The organism is Sphingobium sp. PAMC28499 (genome assembly GCF_004795815.1).
GTDB lineage: Bacteria > Pseudomonadota > Alphaproteobacteria > Sphingomonadales > Sphingomonadaceae > Sphingobium > Sphingobium yanoikuyae.
On the sequence record NZ_CP039248.1, the window covers coordinates 2,621,550 to 2,637,534 of the forward strand.

20 protein-coding genes are annotated in these 15,985 nt (G+C 65.6%); 5 read left to right on the forward strand and 15 right to left on the reverse strand.

What is annotated here, in order from left to right:
- Window positions 1-118: 118 nt before the first annotated feature.
- The 3 genes from E5554_RS12715 to E5554_RS12725 form a co-directional block, all read right to left on the reverse strand.
- Window positions 119-1,048: a DUF808 domain-containing protein gene (locus tag E5554_RS12715; protein ID WP_125999489.1), complete on the reverse strand. Its 930-nt coding sequence runs from the start codon at window positions 1,046-1,048 to the stop codon at window positions 119-121.
- Between the two features lie 118 nt (window positions 1,049-1,166).
- The gene (locus E5554_RS12720) at window positions 1,167-1,409 is read right to left on the reverse strand and encodes a hypothetical protein (protein WP_136186992.1); all 243 of its coding nucleotides are present in this window, start codon (window positions 1,407-1,409) and stop codon (window positions 1,167-1,169) included.
- Window positions 1,406-1,765, reverse strand: a complete 360-nt coding sequence (locus tag E5554_RS12725) for a hypothetical protein (protein WP_037518903.1) — start codon at window positions 1,763-1,765, stop codon at window positions 1,406-1,408. Before E5554_RS12725 ends, E5554_RS12720 begins: the two co-directional genes overlap by 4 nt.
- A gap of 104 nt (window positions 1,766-1,869) precedes the next feature.
- Here E5554_RS12725 and E5554_RS12730 point away from each other — a divergent pair, with 104 nt between their 5' ends.
- Complete coding sequence (locus E5554_RS12730) at window positions 1,870-2,139, forward strand: plasmid stabilization protein (protein WP_136186993.1); 270 nt, start codon at window positions 1,870-1,872, stop codon at window positions 2,137-2,139.
- 2 nt (window positions 2,140-2,141) lie between these two features.
- Here E5554_RS12730 and E5554_RS12735 read toward each other — a convergent pair whose 3' ends face one another.
- The 4 genes from E5554_RS12735 to rpsF form a co-directional block, all read right to left on the reverse strand.
- On the reverse strand, window positions 2,142-2,315 hold the full coding sequence (locus E5554_RS12735; protein ID WP_247594252.1) for a hypothetical protein: 174 nt from the start codon (window positions 2,313-2,315) through the stop codon (window positions 2,142-2,144).
- Window positions 2,316-2,483: 168 nt separating this feature from the next.
- On the reverse strand, window positions 2,484-3,080 hold the full coding sequence (gene rplI, locus E5554_RS12740) for a 50S ribosomal protein L9 (protein WP_004212072.1): 597 nt from the start codon (window positions 3,078-3,080) through the stop codon (window positions 2,484-2,486).
- A 13-nt stretch (window positions 3,081-3,093) separates the two neighbouring features.
- Complete coding sequence (rpsR, locus tag E5554_RS12745) at window positions 3,094-3,318, reverse strand: 30S ribosomal protein S18 (protein ID WP_004212076.1); 225 nt, start codon at window positions 3,316-3,318, stop codon at window positions 3,094-3,096.
- 13 nt (window positions 3,319-3,331) lie between these two features.
- Window positions 3,332-3,736 carry a 30S ribosomal protein S6 gene (rpsF, locus tag E5554_RS12750; protein ID WP_004212077.1) on the reverse strand — a complete coding sequence of 135 codons (405 nt, stop codon included), beginning with the start codon at window positions 3,734-3,736 and terminating at the stop codon, window positions 3,332-3,334.
- A gap of 246 nt (window positions 3,737-3,982) precedes the next feature.
- On the opposite strand from rpsF, the gene E5554_RS12755 reads away from it, so the two are divergent.
- Window positions 3,983-5,386 carry a GntP family permease gene (locus tag E5554_RS12755; protein WP_136186994.1) on the forward strand — a complete coding sequence of 468 codons (1,404 nt, stop codon included), beginning with the start codon at window positions 3,983-3,985 and terminating at the stop codon, window positions 5,384-5,386.
- A 55-nt stretch (window positions 5,387-5,441) separates the two neighbouring features.
- Here the strand turns inward: E5554_RS12755 and E5554_RS12760 are convergent, their stop codons facing one another.
- The 7 genes from E5554_RS12760 to E5554_RS12790 form a co-directional block, all read right to left on the reverse strand.
- Window positions 5,442-5,795 (reverse strand): RcnB family protein, encoded by a 354-nt coding sequence (locus tag E5554_RS12760; RefSeq protein ID WP_010335400.1) that lies wholly within the window; start codon window positions 5,793-5,795, stop codon window positions 5,442-5,444.
- Window positions 5,796-5,972: 177 nt separating this feature from the next.
- Window positions 5,973-6,689, reverse strand: a complete 717-nt coding sequence (locus E5554_RS12765) for a CPBP family intramembrane glutamic endopeptidase (RefSeq protein WP_136186995.1) — start codon at window positions 6,687-6,689, stop codon at window positions 5,973-5,975.
- Window positions 6,690-6,714: 25 nt separating this feature from the next.
- Window positions 6,715-6,906 carry a hypothetical protein gene (locus tag E5554_RS12770; RefSeq protein WP_136186996.1) on the reverse strand — a complete coding sequence of 64 codons (192 nt, stop codon included), beginning with the start codon at window positions 6,904-6,906 and terminating at the stop codon, window positions 6,715-6,717.
- 110 nt (window positions 6,907-7,016) lie between these two features.
- Window positions 7,017-8,222, reverse strand: a complete 1,206-nt coding sequence (locus tag E5554_RS12775) for an ABC transporter permease (protein ID WP_004212085.1) — start codon at window positions 8,220-8,222, stop codon at window positions 7,017-7,019.
- The gene (locus E5554_RS12780) at window positions 8,222-8,944 is read right to left on the reverse strand and encodes an ABC transporter ATP-binding protein (protein ID WP_099234273.1); all 723 of its coding nucleotides are present in this window, start codon (window positions 8,942-8,944) and stop codon (window positions 8,222-8,224) included. Before E5554_RS12780 ends, E5554_RS12775 begins: the two co-directional genes overlap by 1 nt.
- Before the next feature lie 4 nt (window positions 8,945-8,948).
- Window positions 8,949-10,496 carry an efflux RND transporter periplasmic adaptor subunit gene (locus E5554_RS12785; RefSeq protein WP_168708714.1) on the reverse strand — a complete coding sequence of 516 codons (1,548 nt, stop codon included), beginning with the start codon at window positions 10,494-10,496 and terminating at the stop codon, window positions 8,949-8,951.
- Window positions 10,486-11,937 carry an efflux transporter outer membrane subunit gene (locus E5554_RS12790; RefSeq protein ID WP_136186998.1) on the reverse strand — a complete coding sequence of 484 codons (1,452 nt, stop codon included), beginning with the start codon at window positions 11,935-11,937 and terminating at the stop codon, window positions 10,486-10,488. The genes E5554_RS12785 and E5554_RS12790 overlap by 11 nt, the downstream gene beginning before the upstream one ends.
- Before the next feature lie 191 nt (window positions 11,938-12,128).
- On the opposite strand from E5554_RS12790, the gene fabD reads away from it, so the two are divergent.
- The 3 genes from fabD to fabG are packed head-to-tail and all read left to right on the forward strand — an operon-like array spanning window position 12,129 to window position 14,609.
- Entirely contained in the window at window positions 12,129-13,064 is a 936-nt protein-coding gene (gene fabD, locus E5554_RS12795; RefSeq protein ID WP_004212090.1) for an ACP S-malonyltransferase, read from the forward strand.
- On the forward strand, window positions 13,061-13,867 hold the full coding sequence (locus E5554_RS12800) for a crotonase/enoyl-CoA hydratase family protein (protein ID WP_136186999.1): 807 nt from the start codon (window positions 13,061-13,063) through the stop codon (window positions 13,865-13,867). Before fabD ends, E5554_RS12800 begins: the two co-directional genes overlap by 4 nt.
- A gap of 1 nt (window position 13,868) precedes the next feature.
- Window positions 13,869-14,609, forward strand: coding sequence for a 3-oxoacyl-[acyl-carrier-protein] reductase (gene fabG / locus E5554_RS12805; RefSeq protein ID WP_004212094.1), 741 nt, complete (start codon window positions 13,869-13,871; stop codon window positions 14,607-14,609).
- Window positions 14,610-14,621: 12 nt separating this feature from the next.
- Here fabG and E5554_RS12810 read toward each other — a convergent pair whose 3' ends face one another.
- On the reverse strand, window positions 14,622-15,845 hold the full coding sequence (locus E5554_RS12810) for a glycosyltransferase family 87 protein (RefSeq protein ID WP_136187000.1): 1,224 nt from the start codon (window positions 15,843-15,845) through the stop codon (window positions 14,622-14,624).
- Window positions 15,846-15,985: the final 140 nt, after the last annotated feature.

Sequence of the window (15,985 nt, forward strand, 5' to 3'; positions counted from 1 at the left end):
GGAATGGCGAGCGTGACGAGCGCGCGCGCCTCGATGCGCCAGGGGGAAGATTGGGTCACTTGGAAAGTCCGGAGCGAGGGAAGCGCCGGCAAAGGCGCGGGCGCTCCCCTTAATCGCCTCAGTGCTTCTTGAACAGATGCAGCACGGCAACGATGATGCTGCCGATCACCAGGCCGACAATGCCCGCGCCGATCGCATTCACCAGCCAGTCGATCACCGGACCGATCGCGGGCACCGCATGGGCTGCACCCTCGGCCAGATGATGGATCGTGCCGGGGATCAGATCCCAATGAAATTCGTGCAGGCCATGGACAATCAGGCCGCCGCCGACCCACAGCATCGCCGCCGTGCCGACCACGCCCAGCACGCTCATCACGACCGGCATCGCCTTTACCAGGCCGCGGCCGATGGCGCGCGTCGCCGCGCCGCTGCGCTGGGCGAGGTGCAGGCCGATATCGTCCATCTTCACGATGAAGCCGACGACGCCATAGACGCCGGCGGTGATTGCGATGGCAACGACGACCAGGATGATCGCCTGTTCCCAGATCGGCTCGCTGGCGACAGTGCCAAGAGCGATGGCCATGATCTCGCCCGACAGGATGAAGTCGGTGCGGATCGCGCTGGAGACCTTCTGGTCCTCCAATTCCTTGGAGGTGAGGGTTGCGGCGGCATCCGCCACCTCGTCATGGCCGCCCTGGATCGCCTCCAGCAGCTTCTCCGCCGCCTCGAAGCACAGGAAGGCGCCGCCCAGCATGAGCAGCGGCGGCAGCAGCCAGGGGGCAAAGGCGCTGAGCGCCAGTGCCGCCGGCAGCAGGAACAGCAATTTGTTGCGCAGGGATCCGCGCGCGATCTTCCAGATGATCGGCAGTTCGCGGTCGGGCGACAGGCCCATGACATAGTTGGGTGTCACGGCAGTATCGTCGATGACGACGCCGGCAGCCTTGGTGCCGGCCTTGCCGGCGGCAGCGGCGACATCATCCAGCGACGTGGCCGCCATCTTGGCGATACCGGCAACATCGTCGAGTAGCGCGATCAGACCCGAAGGCATGGTTGAATAATTCCCCTGTTGAAACGGATGGATATCATCCGTGCGCGCTTCTTAATGCGCGGGCAGGGTGGGGGCAATGGAGCGATGATTGCCGGTTCGTGACCGGGCGTCGGCGATATCAGTAATTGCCGGGCGGATCGCTGGCGGGAAAGGATTCGTCGGACTGTTCATCGACCATGTCCCAATCGCTGTCGTCCGCCTGCGGTCCGGCGTCGCGGACGATGCCGGACGAGCCGACCGGGCCGCGATCGTCCGGATCAACGGCCGCGGCACCATCATTCTTGCCGGCCCGTTCCTTCAGGCTCTTCCAGGCAACGGCGCCCAGGCCGGTCAGAAAGGCCAGCTTCAACAATCCCTTCATGGTGTCTCCTTCGACGCGCTGTGGAGATGGACCCACTTGGCGGCGTCCTGGTCGATAGCCTCGGGCGATAGGCGAATTTCGCCCTCTTCGTCCGCGCTGCCGGCATGATCCTCGTCGGCGCCGGTCATGCCGGGCGGAAAGATGGTCCAGCGCTGTTGCAGGGCGGTATCGATCATCGCCTGCCAGGCGGTCACGTCGCCCGTCTCGCGCATGGCGGGATCGGGCTCCTTGAGCATCGCCAATATGCTGGCGGCATCCTCGACCCAATAGGGCCAGTTATGCGTTGCCCCGGCGGCGAGATGCCGGGCGAGGCGCTCAAGCAGGCTACGTTGCTCCATGATGTCCGGAACGTTCATGGCGACTCTCCGTTCCTCATTTTCTCGCCATGCAACTTAATGGCAATCCTCGGGAAACGCCCCTCGGTATTTGAACCGATATGGGACGAAAAAAGGAGGCAGACATGCCCAGAGGCGACAAGGATCGTTACACTGGCAAGCAGAAGCGCAAGGCTGCGCATATTGCGCAAAGCTATGAAGAGCGTGGTATATCGCATGACGAAGCGGAGGCGCGGGCCTGGGCGACCGTGAACAAGGATTCGGGCGGGGGCAACCTGTCGGGATCGGGGCGGGGCAAGCCCGACAGCCATGCCGCCGAACGGCGCAAGGCGGCCGATCGATCGGCCGCGGCGAAGAAGGGGTGGGAAACGCGCCGTCGCCGGGCGCAGGGCTGAAATCAGGGCGAGAAGATATCGCCGTTGCTGAAATGGGCGGCGAGATGATCGATCCAGGCGCGCACCAGCGGCGGCAGCCCGGTGCGGGTGGTGAAGACGAGGTGGACGATCCCCTCCTGCGCCTGCCATTCCGGGAACGGCAGCGCCAAGGCGCCCGAGCGAGACGATCTGGACATGGCCCTTGGGATGGAGCGTCAGGAAATCGGGCAATGGGGCGGTGACGGCGGTGCGGCACTGGTCATAGACCGACAGGCCAAGCTCGGTGAGCGTTCGATCAGCCGCCCAAGGCAACAAAAAAGCCGCCCGGTGACGGACGGCTTTCTCGTTTGTCAGAGCGAAGAGGCTCAGGCTTCTTCGGCCGGGGCTTCTTCCGCCTCGACGGCGATTTCGCCCGGCTCGGCGTTCGGATCGTAATCCTCGGTGAAGCCGGCTTCGTCCTTCTCGAACAGGTCGGCCATCACGTCGACGCCCTGCGCCTGCAGTTCGGCTTCTTCCGGCGAGCGGGCAACGTTCACCGTGATGGTGACGGCCACTTCCGGGTGCAGCGCGACCTTGACGTCGAAGACGCCCAGGGTCTTGATCGGACGCTCCAGCACGACCATCGCCTTGGAGACGTTGGTCACGCCATCGGCGTGCAGCGCGTCGACGACGTCACGGACGGCGACCGAGCCGTACAGGTGGCCGGCGTTCGACGACTGGCGGATCAGGACGATCTGCTTGCCGTTGACGCCTTCGGCAGCCTTTTCGGCGTCCGAACGACGAGCGGCGTTGTCGGCTTCGATCTTCGCGCGGTTGGCTTCGAACACAGCCTTGTTGGCGGCGTTCGAACGAAGAGCCTTCTTGTTGGGCAGCAGGAAGTTACGAGCGTAACCGTCCTTCACGGTGACGACGTCGCCGATCGCGCCCAGCTTTTCGATGCGCTCAAGGAGAATGATTTCCATGGGTCTTTCTCCCTTACTTCACGATGTAGGGCAGCAGGCCCAGGTGACGGGCGCGCTTGATGGCCTGGGCCAGCTCACGCTGCTTCTTGGCGGACACCGCGGTGATGCGGCTGGGGACGATCTTGCCGCGCTCGGACACGAAGCCCTGCAGCAGACGGACGTCCTTGTAATCGATCTTCGGCGCATCCTTGGCGGCGAAGGGGCAGCTCTTGCGGCGGCGGAAAAACGGGCGTGCCATGTTTCAGATCTCCTTATTCGGCAGCCGGGGCTTCTTCGCGCTCACGGCGCGGGCCACGGTCACCACGGGGGGCACGGTCGCCGCGTTCGGCGCGTTCCTGCTTGCGCATCATCACCGACGGACCGGCTTCCAGCTCTTCGACCTTGATGGTCATGTAGCGGATGATGTCTTCGTTGATCTGGGTCTGACGCTCCAGCTCGGCAATCACGTTGCCCGGTGCGTCGATGTTCAGCATGACGTAGTGCGCCTTGCGGTTCTTGGCGATCTTGTACGCGAGCGAACGCAGGCCCCAGGTCTCGACCTTGGTCACCTTGCCTTCATTTTCCTCGACGATCTTGGTGGCGGTTTCCGCCAGAGCGTCCACCTGCGCCTGTGCCAGATCCTGGCGCGCAAGGAACACATGCTCGTAAAGAGCCATGGGTATTGCCTCATCTGTTGGCCGATCGCTGACGCCCACCCCATGTGGAACGCCCCTCCGGCTGTCGTCTCAAGCATTCGAAATCGTCCGACGTCCGAATCCGGGGCCGAGCGAAGGCGCGCCTATGACGGAAAAGCGGGGGAAAGGCAAGCGGCATCGGTGCAGCCATGGGCGGCAGCGGCTCTGCTTGCAGTCAGGCTTCACCTGTCTCTATCCTGCCCTTCAGAAAAAGAGAAGGAGAGACGGATGGCGGTCGCGATCGCGGCACTGGCGCTGATCTTGCTGATGCTGGCGGCCTATCGCGGCATGAGCGTCATATTGATGGCGCCCTTGCTCGCCATGCTGGCGGTGTTCCTGACCGATCCGGCGGCAGTGCCCACCGCCTTTTCCGGCCTGTTCATGGACAAGGTCGCCACCTTCCTGAAGCTCTATTTTCCGGTCTTCCTGCTCGGCGCGTTGTTCGGCAAGCTGGTCGAGATATCGGGTTTTTCCCGCGCGATCGTGACGGCGGTGATCGGTTTCGTCGGTGCGGGGCGAGCGATCCCGGCGATCATGATCGTGACGGCGCTGCTGACCTATGGCGGGGTCTCGGTCTTCGTGGCGGTGTTCGCCGTCTATCCCTTCGCCGCCGAGATGTTTCGCCGCGCCGATATTCCCAAGCGACTGGTGCCGGCTACCATCGGCCTTGGCGCGCTGACCTTCACCATGGATGCGCTGCCGGGCACGCCGCAGATCCAGAATGTCATTCCGGCCAGCTTCTTTGGCACCACTGCCTGGGCGGCGCCGGTGCTGGGCGTGATCGGATCGGTGGTGATCGCGGCCGCGGGCCTGGTCTATCTCAACTGGCGGCGCCGGGCGATGGCGGCCGCGGGGGAGGGCTATGGCGCGCCCGAAACGCTGGTCAACGAACCCGATCGGCAGGAAGAGGCGGTGACCGTCCACCCGCTGGTCGCCCTGCTGCCACTGTTGGTGGTGGGGCTGGGCAATCTGGCGCTGACCCTGCTGATCCCGCGCATCACCGGTGGGGCGGAGACGGTGAGCATTCGGCTGGCGGGGCTGCCCGAGCCGGTGACAGCGAAGGTGACACAGCAAGCGGCGCTGTGGGCGGTGGAGGGGGCGCTGCTGATGGGCATCGCCACCATCCTGATCTTTGCTTTCCTGGTCGTGGCGCGGCGCTTTGCGGAAGGGGCGAAGGCGGCGGTCGGTGGCGCCTTGCTGGCGGGGATGAACACGGCGGTCGAATATGGCTTTGGCGGGGTGATCGCGGCGCTGCCCGGCTTCCTGGTCGTCAAGGACGCGCTGAAGGCGGTGCCCAACCCGCTGATCAACGAAGCCATTACGGTGACGACCCTGGCCGGCATTACCGGGTCGGCGTCGGGCGGCCTGTCGATCGCGCTGGCGGCGATGGCGGACCAGTTCGTGGCGGCGGGCGATGCGGCGGGTATCCCAAGAGAGGTGCTGCACAGGGTTGCGTCGATGGCATCGGGGGGCATGGACAGCCTGCCGCATAATGGCGCGGTCATCACCCTGCTGGCGGTGACGGGCCTCACCCATCGCCAGGCCTATAAGGACATATTCGCGCTGACGCTCATCAAGACGATGACCGTCTTCGTCGTGATCGCCGTCTATTATCTGACCGGCCTCGTCTGAACGCGAAAGCGCCCCGGAGCGGGGGCTCCAGGGCGCTTTTCAGGAGGACGGGCGCTTAGCGGATGGCGCCGGCGACGACCGCGCCGATGATCCCGCTGGTGATCGCGACCAGCACCGCGTCATTGCCCGAGCGGACCCAGTGATAACCGCGCGGCGGGGCCGACAGGCGATAGCCGCGATAATTGTCGACGACCCGGTAATTGGTCGCGTAGCGGCGATCGAAGCGCTGGCCCTTGGCCCAGTGGCGATCGTTGCGCACCACCGTCTTCTTCTGGACGACGGTGCGGTGCGGACCTTCCTTCACGACCCGGACGGTCTCGCGATGGGGCGCGGCCTGGGCCTGGGCGGTGACGATCGGGCTGGCGGCAACGGCGGTGGCGGTCAGGGCCAGAATGATCTTCTTGAACATGTCTTCACTCCTCTTGTTTCAATCGAGGGCGCCGCTTCCGGCGTCGAAGACAGAGATAGGCCGCGCTTGTCGCAAGCCTGTCCCAAGGGTGGGGCAGTTTTGTCGGAAATTGTATCAAATCGCGATTTAAGCTGAATATCGGTTCAGAAATTGCGCTTTTTCAATGCCTTGTTCGACTCACAGCATCAGCGAGATGGCATTGCCGAAATTGTGCAGCAGGATCGGCAGCAGCAGGCTGCCGGTGCGCAGGCGCAGCCAGACGGCCAGCAGCGAGGGGATGGCGGTGAGCGCCATCACCATCGGGTCAAAGCTGAAATGGCCGCCCGAATAGCCGAACGCATGGGCCAGGCCGAACAGGCCGCAGGACAGCAGGGTGCCCCAGCCCCAGTCGACGCCCAGGAAACGGACCCGCCGGGTGAAGGCGCGATCGAGCGCGAAGAGCAGGATGCCGCGATAAAAGGGTTCTTCCTCCAGTCCCGGCATGGTGAGCTGGAAGGCGATTTCCTCCGCGCTGCTCGGATCGTCGGGGAAATAGAGCGCGAGCGCGGTGAAGAAGGCGCAATAGAGGAGAGCCACGGGCAGGGCCGCGGTCAGGCTGCCGCGCGCCTGGCACAGCGTCAGGCCGACCCGCTTCCAGCCAAATGCCGGCAGGGCGGCGACCAGCAGCGTGAGCGCAAGGGCCAGCAGCTTGCCCTGCCAGTTCCAGTCGGCGGCGGGGATGAGATCGGGGATATGGCGATAGGCGCGGGTCAGCAGCGCGTCATTGGCAGCGACCAGGGCGGCGGCAACCAGCAGCCAGCCGGGCCGAAAGCCGCGCCGATCGATCAGGCCGATCGCACCGCCTGCGGCCAGCAGCAGCGCCAGCGTGCCGAGCAGGCCGATGACGCCGTTCATGCGCGCCGCTCCGGCGCGCGGCGGTTCAGTCGGTGGAGGCGGGCAGAGGGACGGCGGGCAGGGGCGTGGCGGTGACGGTCATGCGGGCGAGCAGGATGGGATGATCCTTGCCCTCCAGCACTTGCGCCGTCTGCGGTGCCTGCGCGTCGGCAAAGGGGGTGAGGCTGACCCCGAACAGCAGCGCACTGCTGATGAGGCTGGCGGCGATCATCTTCATGGAGGCATTCCTTCCATGGCACCGGAGCGGCGCCATGGAAGGAGGGATTAGGCAGAAGATGTCGCAGCATTATCCCGGATAACCGCCCTTTTGTCGGAAAATGTATCAGCCTATTCGTGTCGCAGCGCGTCGATCGGATTGAGACTGGCCGCCCGGCGGGCGGGGAAATAGCCGAACACCACGCCGATCGCCGCCGAAAAGAGGAAGGCGATCAGATTGACCTGCGGGTCGAAGGTGAAGGGCACCTTCATCAGCGGCGCGATGCCGACCGATGCGATGAGGGCGATGACCAGGCCGATCAGGCCGCCCATGCACGACAGCACGATCGCCTCCACCAAAAACTGCATCAGCACTTCGCGCGCGACCGCGCCAATGGCGAGGCGGATGCCGATCTCGCGGGTGCGTTCCGTCACCGACACCAGCATGATGTTCATGATGCCGATGCCGCCGACCAGCAGGGATATGGCCGCGACCGCCGCGACGATCTGGGTCAGGATGGTGGTGGTGCCGGTCAGCGTGTCGCTGATCTGCTTGGTATCGAAGACGTTGAAATTATCCTCCGCGCCCGCCTTGATCTTGCGGCGCTCGCGCATCAGCTGCTCCAGGCTGTCCTGCACGGTCGCGCTGTCATAGGCGTCGTCGACCGCGACCATGATCTGGCTGATGTCGCGATCGCCGGTGAAGCGGCGCTGGACGAACTTGATCGGCATGACGACGACATCGTCCTGGTCGCCAAAGCCGCCCTGGCCGCGGGTCGCAAGCACGCCCACCACCTGACAGCTCACGCCCTTGATCCGCATCCGCTTGCCGATCGGGTCATTGCCCTGGAACAGGTTGGTGCGCACCGTATTGCCGATGATGCAGACCGATTTGCCGGCCTCTTCCTCGTCCGGCATGAACAGCCGGCCTTCCGACACATTCCAGGACTGGACCTGCGAATAGGCCGACGTCGTGCCATAGACGGTGGTCGACCAGTTATTGCCTTCATAGATGGCGGTGCCGCTCGACTGGACCACTGGCGCCACGGCGCGCACGCCGGTCAGCTGGTTCTCGATCGCGGTCAGGTCCGCTTCCTTGAAATTGGGCGGGCGCGGCCCGCCGCCGCCTCGGCCAAAGCCCTGACCGGGGCGCAATTGCAGCACGTTTGCGCCGAGCGAGCTGATCTGTTCGCGCACGGCGGCAGTCGCGCCATTGCCCAGCGTCACCATGGTGACGACGGCGGCAACGCCGATGATGATGCCGAGCGTCGTGAGGAAGCTGCGCATCTTGTGCCGGTTGATTGCCCGGAAGGCGAGGATGACGGTGGTGCCCAGCATCAGCCCACGGCTCCCTTCTGCGGTCCGCCCTGGCCCTTGTCGACCCGCTCCACCAGCCCATCCTTGAAATGGACGATGGTATGGGCAAATTCGGCCATGTCGGGTTCGTGCGTCACCATCAGCACGGTGATGCCGCTATTCTGGTTGAGGTCGGTCAGCAATTGCATGATCTCCACTGACCGTTCGGAATCGAGATTGCCGGTCGGTTCGTCCGCCAGCAGCACGTCGGGCTGGGTGACGATGGCGCGGGCGATGGCGACGCGCTGTTGCTGGCCGCCGGACAGTTCGGCTGGGGTATGGTCCCACCAGTCCTTCAGGCCCACCTTGTCGAGCGCGGCCATGCCCATGTCATAGCGGGTCTTCTTGTCCTCGCCGCGATAGAGCAGGGGGAGTTCGACATTCTCCAGCGCGCTGGTGCGGGCGAGCAGGTTGAAGCCCTGGAAGACGAAGCCGAGATAGCGGCGGCGCAGCAGCGCGCGCTGGTCGCGGTCCAGCGTTTCGACATGGCGGCCCTTGAACAGGAACTGCCCGCCCGATGGCACGTCGAGGCAGCCCAATATGTTCATCGTCGTCGACTTGCCCGAGCCCGAAGGCCCCATGACGGCGACGAAATCGCCCTGCTCGATGTCGAGGTCGATGCCCTTGAGTGCCTGAAAGGCGGTGGGGCCGCTGCCGAAGATCTTGGTGATCCCCCGCAGCGAGATGATGGGATCGGCGGCCATGGGGTCAGGTTCCGCTCTGCCGGCCGGTGCCCCGGCTCTCCGCGCCGCCGCTGCCCTGGGGGGGGGCGGGCGTCGGGGCGACCGGGGCGGTCTGGGGCGCGGCATCGCCCGAATTGCCAAGCGACTTGACGCTGGCGGGGCTGCCGTCGGCGGCGGGATTGCGCGGGCGATCCTTCGTGTCGCCAGCGGCGGGGTCTGCCTTCTGGTCCTCGGCGGGCTGCTGCGCGCCGGCGGCAAGCTGGCCGGTGATGACCTTCATGCCGGGCTTCAGGTCGCCGCCGGTGATGACGGTGCGCGATCCGTCGCTGGCGCCGACGGTCACCTGGATCGCCTTGGGATCGCCCTTTTCGTCGAGGACATAGAGGGTCTGGCTGCTACCCGCGCCGAAATTGACCTGGCGGTTGGCGCCGCTGCGGCGCATGCGGCCGGGGCCGGGCAGGACGCTGGTGATGCCGCCGCCCGATCCGGCGCCGCTGCTGGGCTTGAATCGGAGCGCGCTGTTGGGGACGAGCAACACATCATGCAGTTCCTGGGTCACGATGTCGGCGGTCGCGGTCATGCCCGGACGCAGGGTTTCGTCCGCATTATCGACCGACAGCACGGCGGTATAGGCGACGACCGTGCCGGTCGAGCTGCTGGTCGTGCTGGTCGAGGACGAGGAGGACGAGCTGCTGCTGGAGCTGTTCGATCCGACATTCACCCGCGTGACCTTTGCCGGGAAGGTGCGGCCGGGGAAGGCGTCGACGGCGAAATTGGCGGTCTGGCCTTCCTTGACCTGGCCGACATCGGCTTCGTCCACCGACACCTCGACCTCCATCTTGGTGAGATCCTCGGCGATGGTGAACAGCACCGGCGCGTTGAGCGAGGCGGCGACGGTCTGGCCCGGTTCGATGTCGCGCGACAGGACCACGCCGGTGACGGGCGAGACGATCTGGGCGATCGACAGGTTGGTCTGGGCGGTCGACAGCTGGGCGCGCGAGACATTCACCTGCGCCTGCGCCGAACGAAGATTGGCGAGCGCGCCATTATAGTCGGCGCGGGCCGAATCCAGTTCGGTCTTGGCCGGCACCTTGCCACCCGAAAGCTGATAGACGTTGAGCTGACGATCGAGCGTCGCCTTGGCCAGCGCGACCTGCGCCTGCGCCTGGGCGACGCCAGCCTGGGAGGAGGCGACCTGAGCCTGCGTCTGGTTGATCGTGTCGACCAGGCGGCGGGTGTCCAGTTCGGCGAGCTTCTGCCCCTTGGTCACGCGATCATTGACGTCGACATAGACGGCGGTGATCTTGCCCGACTGTTCGGACCCCACATCGACCTGGTTGATCGGCTTCAAATTGCCGGTCGCCGATACGCTGACCGTCAGGTCGCCCTGGCGCGCCTCGCGGGTGGCATAATTGGGCTTGTCATCGCCGGCAAAGCAGCGGGCAACAAGCAGGACCAGGATCAGCAGCACGACGCCGATAATTCCGCGCATCATCCACTTGCGATGCGGCTTTTCCGGCTTGGCGCCCAGAAAGTCGTTGAGATCCTGGTCGGGGCTGGCGTCATTGCTCATGGGGGCGGTCATCCATATTCTGCCAGCCGCCACCCAGCGCATTATAGAGCTGGGCGATGGCCAGGATCTCGTCCGATTGGGCGCTGGCAAGGCTGTTGCTGGCGTTCAGCAACGTGGTTTCGCTGCTGGACAGGGTCTGGAAGTCGATCAGGCCGGACTGATACTGGCTGCGCGCCAGGATCGCGGCATTGTTCGACGCTTCATAGGCGGTGGCGAACTCGACCTTGCGTCGGCGGGCGCTGTCGAGCGAGGCCATGCCATTTTCGACATCCTCCAGCGCGCCGAGGACGCTCTGCTTGTAGGCGGCGAAGGCGCCGTCGGTCGCCGCCTTCTGCGCGCGAACCTGCGAGGCGAGGCGGCCACCATCGAAGATGGTCTGGGCGACATTGGCAAAGACGCCGCCGGTGATGAGGTCGAACAGATCCTTGAAGGCGTTCGACGTGGTGCCGATGTTGCCGCTGATGCCGAGCGAGGGATAGAGCTGCGCCTGGGCGACGCCGATCCGCGCGGTGGCGGCGGCCAGCGCCCGTTCGGCCGAGCGCACATCGGGCCGCTGGCGCAACGTATCGGCCGGAATGCCGGTGGCGATGTCGGTGGCGGCGGTGGGGATCGGTGCCGGCGTTTCCAGCGCGCGCGTTGCGTCGCCCGGCGCCTGGCCGGTCAGCACGGCGATGCGGTTGAGGCTGCCCTTCAGGCTGGCTTCGAGCTGCGGGATGGTGGCGTTGGTCTGGGCGAGCTGGGCCCTGGCCTGCTGCTCGTCGAGCGAGGAGACCAGCCCGGCCTGCAGCCGCCAGCGGGCAATGTCGTAATTGTCCTGCTGCACCTTCTGCGTCTCGCGGGCGATGCGCAGCTGTTCCTGTGATGCGCGCGCCTGAACATAGTTGGTGACCAGTTCGGAAATGATGGTCATCCGCACATTGGCGAGGTCATAGCCGGACGCGGCAAGATCGGCCCGCGCGGCTTCGGCCGAGCGTGACAATTCGCCGAACAGGTCGATCTGCCAACTGGCATTGGCGCCGGCCGAATAGCTGCTGGACCAGTTGCTGGCGCCGGTGGAGATGACGTTGCCGCTGTCATCGACACGGGTGCCGCCGGCCTGGCTGCGGTAATTCTTGCCGCCGCTGGCCGATCCGTTCACCTGCGGCAGGAAGGCGGCATTGGCCTGGCGCAGGGATTCCCGCGCCTGCCGCAGCCGTGCCTGCGCCTGGACGATGTCCAGATTGCCGGCGATCGCCTGATCGATCAGGCCGGTCAGCGTCGGATCGTTGAGCCGCGTCCACCAGGTGGCGAGGGTGGCGTCGTCCAGTGCGGCGCCGCTGCCCTGGCTATAGCCGGCAGGCACGCCCAGCGCGGCGGATTGCGGCGCGTGATAGTTCGGGCCCGCCGCGCAGGCGGACAGGGCAAGCACCGATCCCGTGAGCCATGCAATGCGATATCGCACCTTTTCCTTGCACTCCGTCGTCGTTAAAGGGGCCAGCAATATTCCCCCGGAGAGACAGGGGGGCAGGTGTATCAGGTCGTTACGTGCCGAAAAGCAATGTACGCCTCAATGCCATATATGTCTCAAAGTGTAACGTGCGTGAATTCCCGTGTTTTTCCCAGGAAAGACACCAGTAGATCAGAGGATGGAAGATGAGGGCATTTCTTTTCCCGGGCCAGGGTAGCCAGTCGGTCGGCATGGGCAAGGCGCTGGCCGAGGCAAGCCCGGCGGCAAAGGAACTGTTCCAGGAAGTCGATGACGCCCTGTCGCAGCATCTGTTCCGCATCATGGTGGAAGGCCCCGAGAGCGACCTGACCCTGACCGAGAATGCCCAGCCCGCGATCATGGCCAACGCGCTCGCCACGCTGCGCGTGATGCAGAAGGAAGGCGGCTTCAGCCTGGCCGACAAGGGTGATTATGTCGCGGGTCACTCGCTGGGTGAATATAGTGCGCTCTGCGCGGTCGAGGCGTTCGACCTTGGCACCACCGCTCGCCTGCTCAAGCTGCGCGGTCAGGCGATGCAGGCCGCCGTGCCGGTGGGCGAGGGCGCGATGGCCGCGCTGTTGGGCGCCGACATCGAAAAGGCGCAGGCGCTGGCCGATGCCGCTGCCGAGGGCGAAGTCTGCACCGTCGCCAACGACAATGATCCCAGCCAGGTCGTCATTTCCGGCCACAAGGGCGCGATCGAGCGCGCCGTCGCGCTGGTCAAGGATTATGGCATCAAGCGCGGCGTGCTTCTGCCGGTGTCGGCGCCCTTCCACTGCCCGCTGATGCAGCCGGCCGCCGACGCGATGGCGGAAGCGCTGGCAAAGGCGACGATCAACGCGCCGCTGCTGCCGGTCTATGCCAATGTGCTGGCCGCGCCGATCAGCGACCCGACCGACATTCGCGACCGTCTGGTCGAGCAGGTCACCGGCCGTGTGCGCTGGCGCGAGTCGATCGGCGCGATGTGGGACGCGGGCGTCACCGATTTCGTCGAACTGGGCGGCAAGGTGCTCGGCCCGATGGTCAAGCGCATCGCGCCGGACGCCACCGTGCGCAGCGTGGTGACGATGGACGATATCGAGGCGGTGCTGGGCGCGCTGTGAGCGAGAGCCCGGTTCTTGCCAGCCGCGACGGGGCCGTCCTGACGGTCACGCTGAACCTGCCCGACCGGCGCAACCCCATCTCCGATCCGGCGATGGTGGATGCGCTGTGCGACGTGTTCGAGGCGGCGGACCGGGATGCGAGCATCTATGTCGCGATCCTGACCGGGGCGGGCAGCGCCTTCTCCTCGGGCGGCGATCTCAACGCGATGCGGCCGGATGCCGGCGGGCTGCGGGCCAGCCTGCCGGTGCAGACGCGGCGCAATTATCGCGCGGGCATCCAGCGCCTGCCCTTGCTGTTCCAGGCGATCGAGCTGCCGGTGATCGCGGCGGTCAACGGTCCGGCGATCGGCGCGGGGCTGGACCTGGCCTGCATGTGCGACCTGCGCATCGCGGGGCAAAGCGCGCGTTTCGCCGAAAGCTTCGTGAAGCTTGGCCTCGTCTCCGGTGATGGCGGGGCCTGGTTGCTGCCGCGCATCATCGGTTTTTCCAAGGCGTCGCAACTGTCGCTGACCGGCGAGACGATCGACGCGGGCGAGGCACTGCGGATCGGGCTGGTTGGCGATGTCGTGCCCGACGCGGACTTGATGACGGCGGCGCGGGCGCAGGCTGACGCCATCGCCGCCAATCCGCCGCACGCGACGCGGATGACCAAGCGGCTGCTGCGCGCGGCGCAGACGGCCGAACTATCACAGATACTGGAAATGGCGGGCGCCATGCAGGCGCTGGCCCACGCGACCGCGGATCATGACGAGGCGATCACCGCCTTCTTCGACCGCCGGCCGCCACACTTCAAGGGAGACTAAAATGTTCGATCTGACGGGAATGACCGCGCTGGTGACTGGCGCTTCGGGGGGCATCGGCTCTTCCATCGCCAAGGCGCTGGCCGCGCAGGGCGCCACCCTGGCGCTGTCGGGCAGCAATGAGGAGAAGCTCAAGGCCTTCGCCGCTGAGTTGGGCGGGGATCACAAGACTCTGGTCTGCAACCTGTCCGACCCGGCCGCCGTCGACGCGCTGGTGCCGCAGGCGGTGGAAGCGCTGGGTGGCAAGATCGACATCCTGGTCAATAATGCCGGCATCACCCGCGACAATCTGATCCTGCGCATGAAGGACGAGGAATGGTCGCAGGTGATTGCGGTCAATCTGGAAGCCGCCTTCCGCCTGTGCCGCGCGGCCGCCAAGCCGATGATGAAGGCGCGTTTTGGCCGCATCATCTCGATCACCTCGGTCGTGGGCGTCACCGGCAATCCGGGCCAGTCCAACTATTGCGCGTCGAAGGCCGGCATCATCGGCATGTCCAAGTCGCTGGGCCAGGAACTGGCGAGCCGCGGCATCACCGTGAACTGCGTGGCCCCCGGCTTCATCCGGTCGGCCATGACCGATGCGCTGAACGATGCGCAGAAGGGCACGATCCTGGCCAAGATCCCCGCTGGCGATCTGGGCGATGGCGACGATATCGGCGCAGCAGTCGCCTATCTGGCGAGCAAGGAAGCGGGCTATGTCAACGGCCAGACCCTGCACGTCAACGGCGGCATGGCGATGATCTGATTGAAGTCCCGGTCAGGCGATCTTCGTCCGGCCGGGCAGGCTATAAGCGAGCGCGCCGTCCAGCAGGATGGCGCGCCGCATCGCCAGCGCCAGCACCGCGATCGCGGCGATCAGGTTGACCGGCACATGGGTCCATTCCGACAGGGCTCGGCCGAACAGCGGCGCCATCCAGGCATAGGCCAGCCAGCTGCGTTCCCAGCCAAGCGCGCCGCGCTTGCCCATGTCGGCGGCGACGAAGGCGATCGCCATTCCCAGCAGCACATAGTCATAGTCGAGCACATAGGGCGTGCAGAGCAGGGCGGCGCTGAGCGCGGCGGCACCCCGCACTTCCATCGTCCCGCGGCGGGCGACCAGTGCGGCGATAGCGATGGCGATGGCTGTCACCAGGCCCTGCACCACATAGGCGGCCGGAATGCTGCCGCCCCATTGGCGGATCGCCGCAAAGGGGCTCTGGATCTTTTCCCAGCCGGTGGCGCCATTTTCGATGATGATATGCCGCGTCAGCGGCAGCGAATCGATGAAGGCCTGCCACACCGGCCAGCCCCAGATCAGCAATGTCAGCAGGCACAGGCCGGCCGAGGTCAGGCCCGCAGCCAGGAAGGCGCGGACATTGCCGCGCGCGATGATCAGCACCGGGATCAGCACCGCAAATTGCGGTTTGTAGACCAATGCGCCCAGCAGCATGCCGGCGATCCAGGGACGTCGGTCGAGCAGGGCCATGCCGCCGCCCAGCAGGCCGGCGGTCATGAACGCATTCTGGCCATGGCCCAGGCACACCATCACCACCGGCGCACCGAGCGCGATGAGCAGCGCGTCGCGCTGACCCGGCAGGACACGGCGGACGACCATCAGCGCGCCGGCCAGCGTCAGTCCCTGCCACAGCAGCAGGGCAGGGGTGTAGGGGATTTGCGCCAGCAACGTGGCCAGGATCAGGAAGGGCGGGGGATAGTGCCAGCCATAGAAAGGGATGGCGGGATCATGATGGATCGCCTTCTGCACTTCATGATGGGCGGGCCAGTTCCATGCCTGGGCGGCCTGGCCATGGTCGGCCATCCATCCCGCCGTCCAGACGTTTGAAAAGTCGGTGCCAAGCGGTCGGCCAAGCGAATCTACCGTGCCATGGGCCGTCGCGAACAGGTAGGCGAGGCCGATCAGCGTTGCTGCCAGCATCAGCCAGGCGGTCATTCTTGCCCGTTCCGGGGTGATGAACTGGTCGGGGCACAGGCGGCTTATCATGGCTATTTGCTGGCACAAGCGGCTGAAATTTTGGTAAACAACCCGTTGTTTCCGGGTTTTTTCCGGCTTTTTATTGCCGAAACGCACCTGTCACTCCATCTAGGGGCTTGGCGGGCTTCCCTCTTGCCTCTATCGGGGCT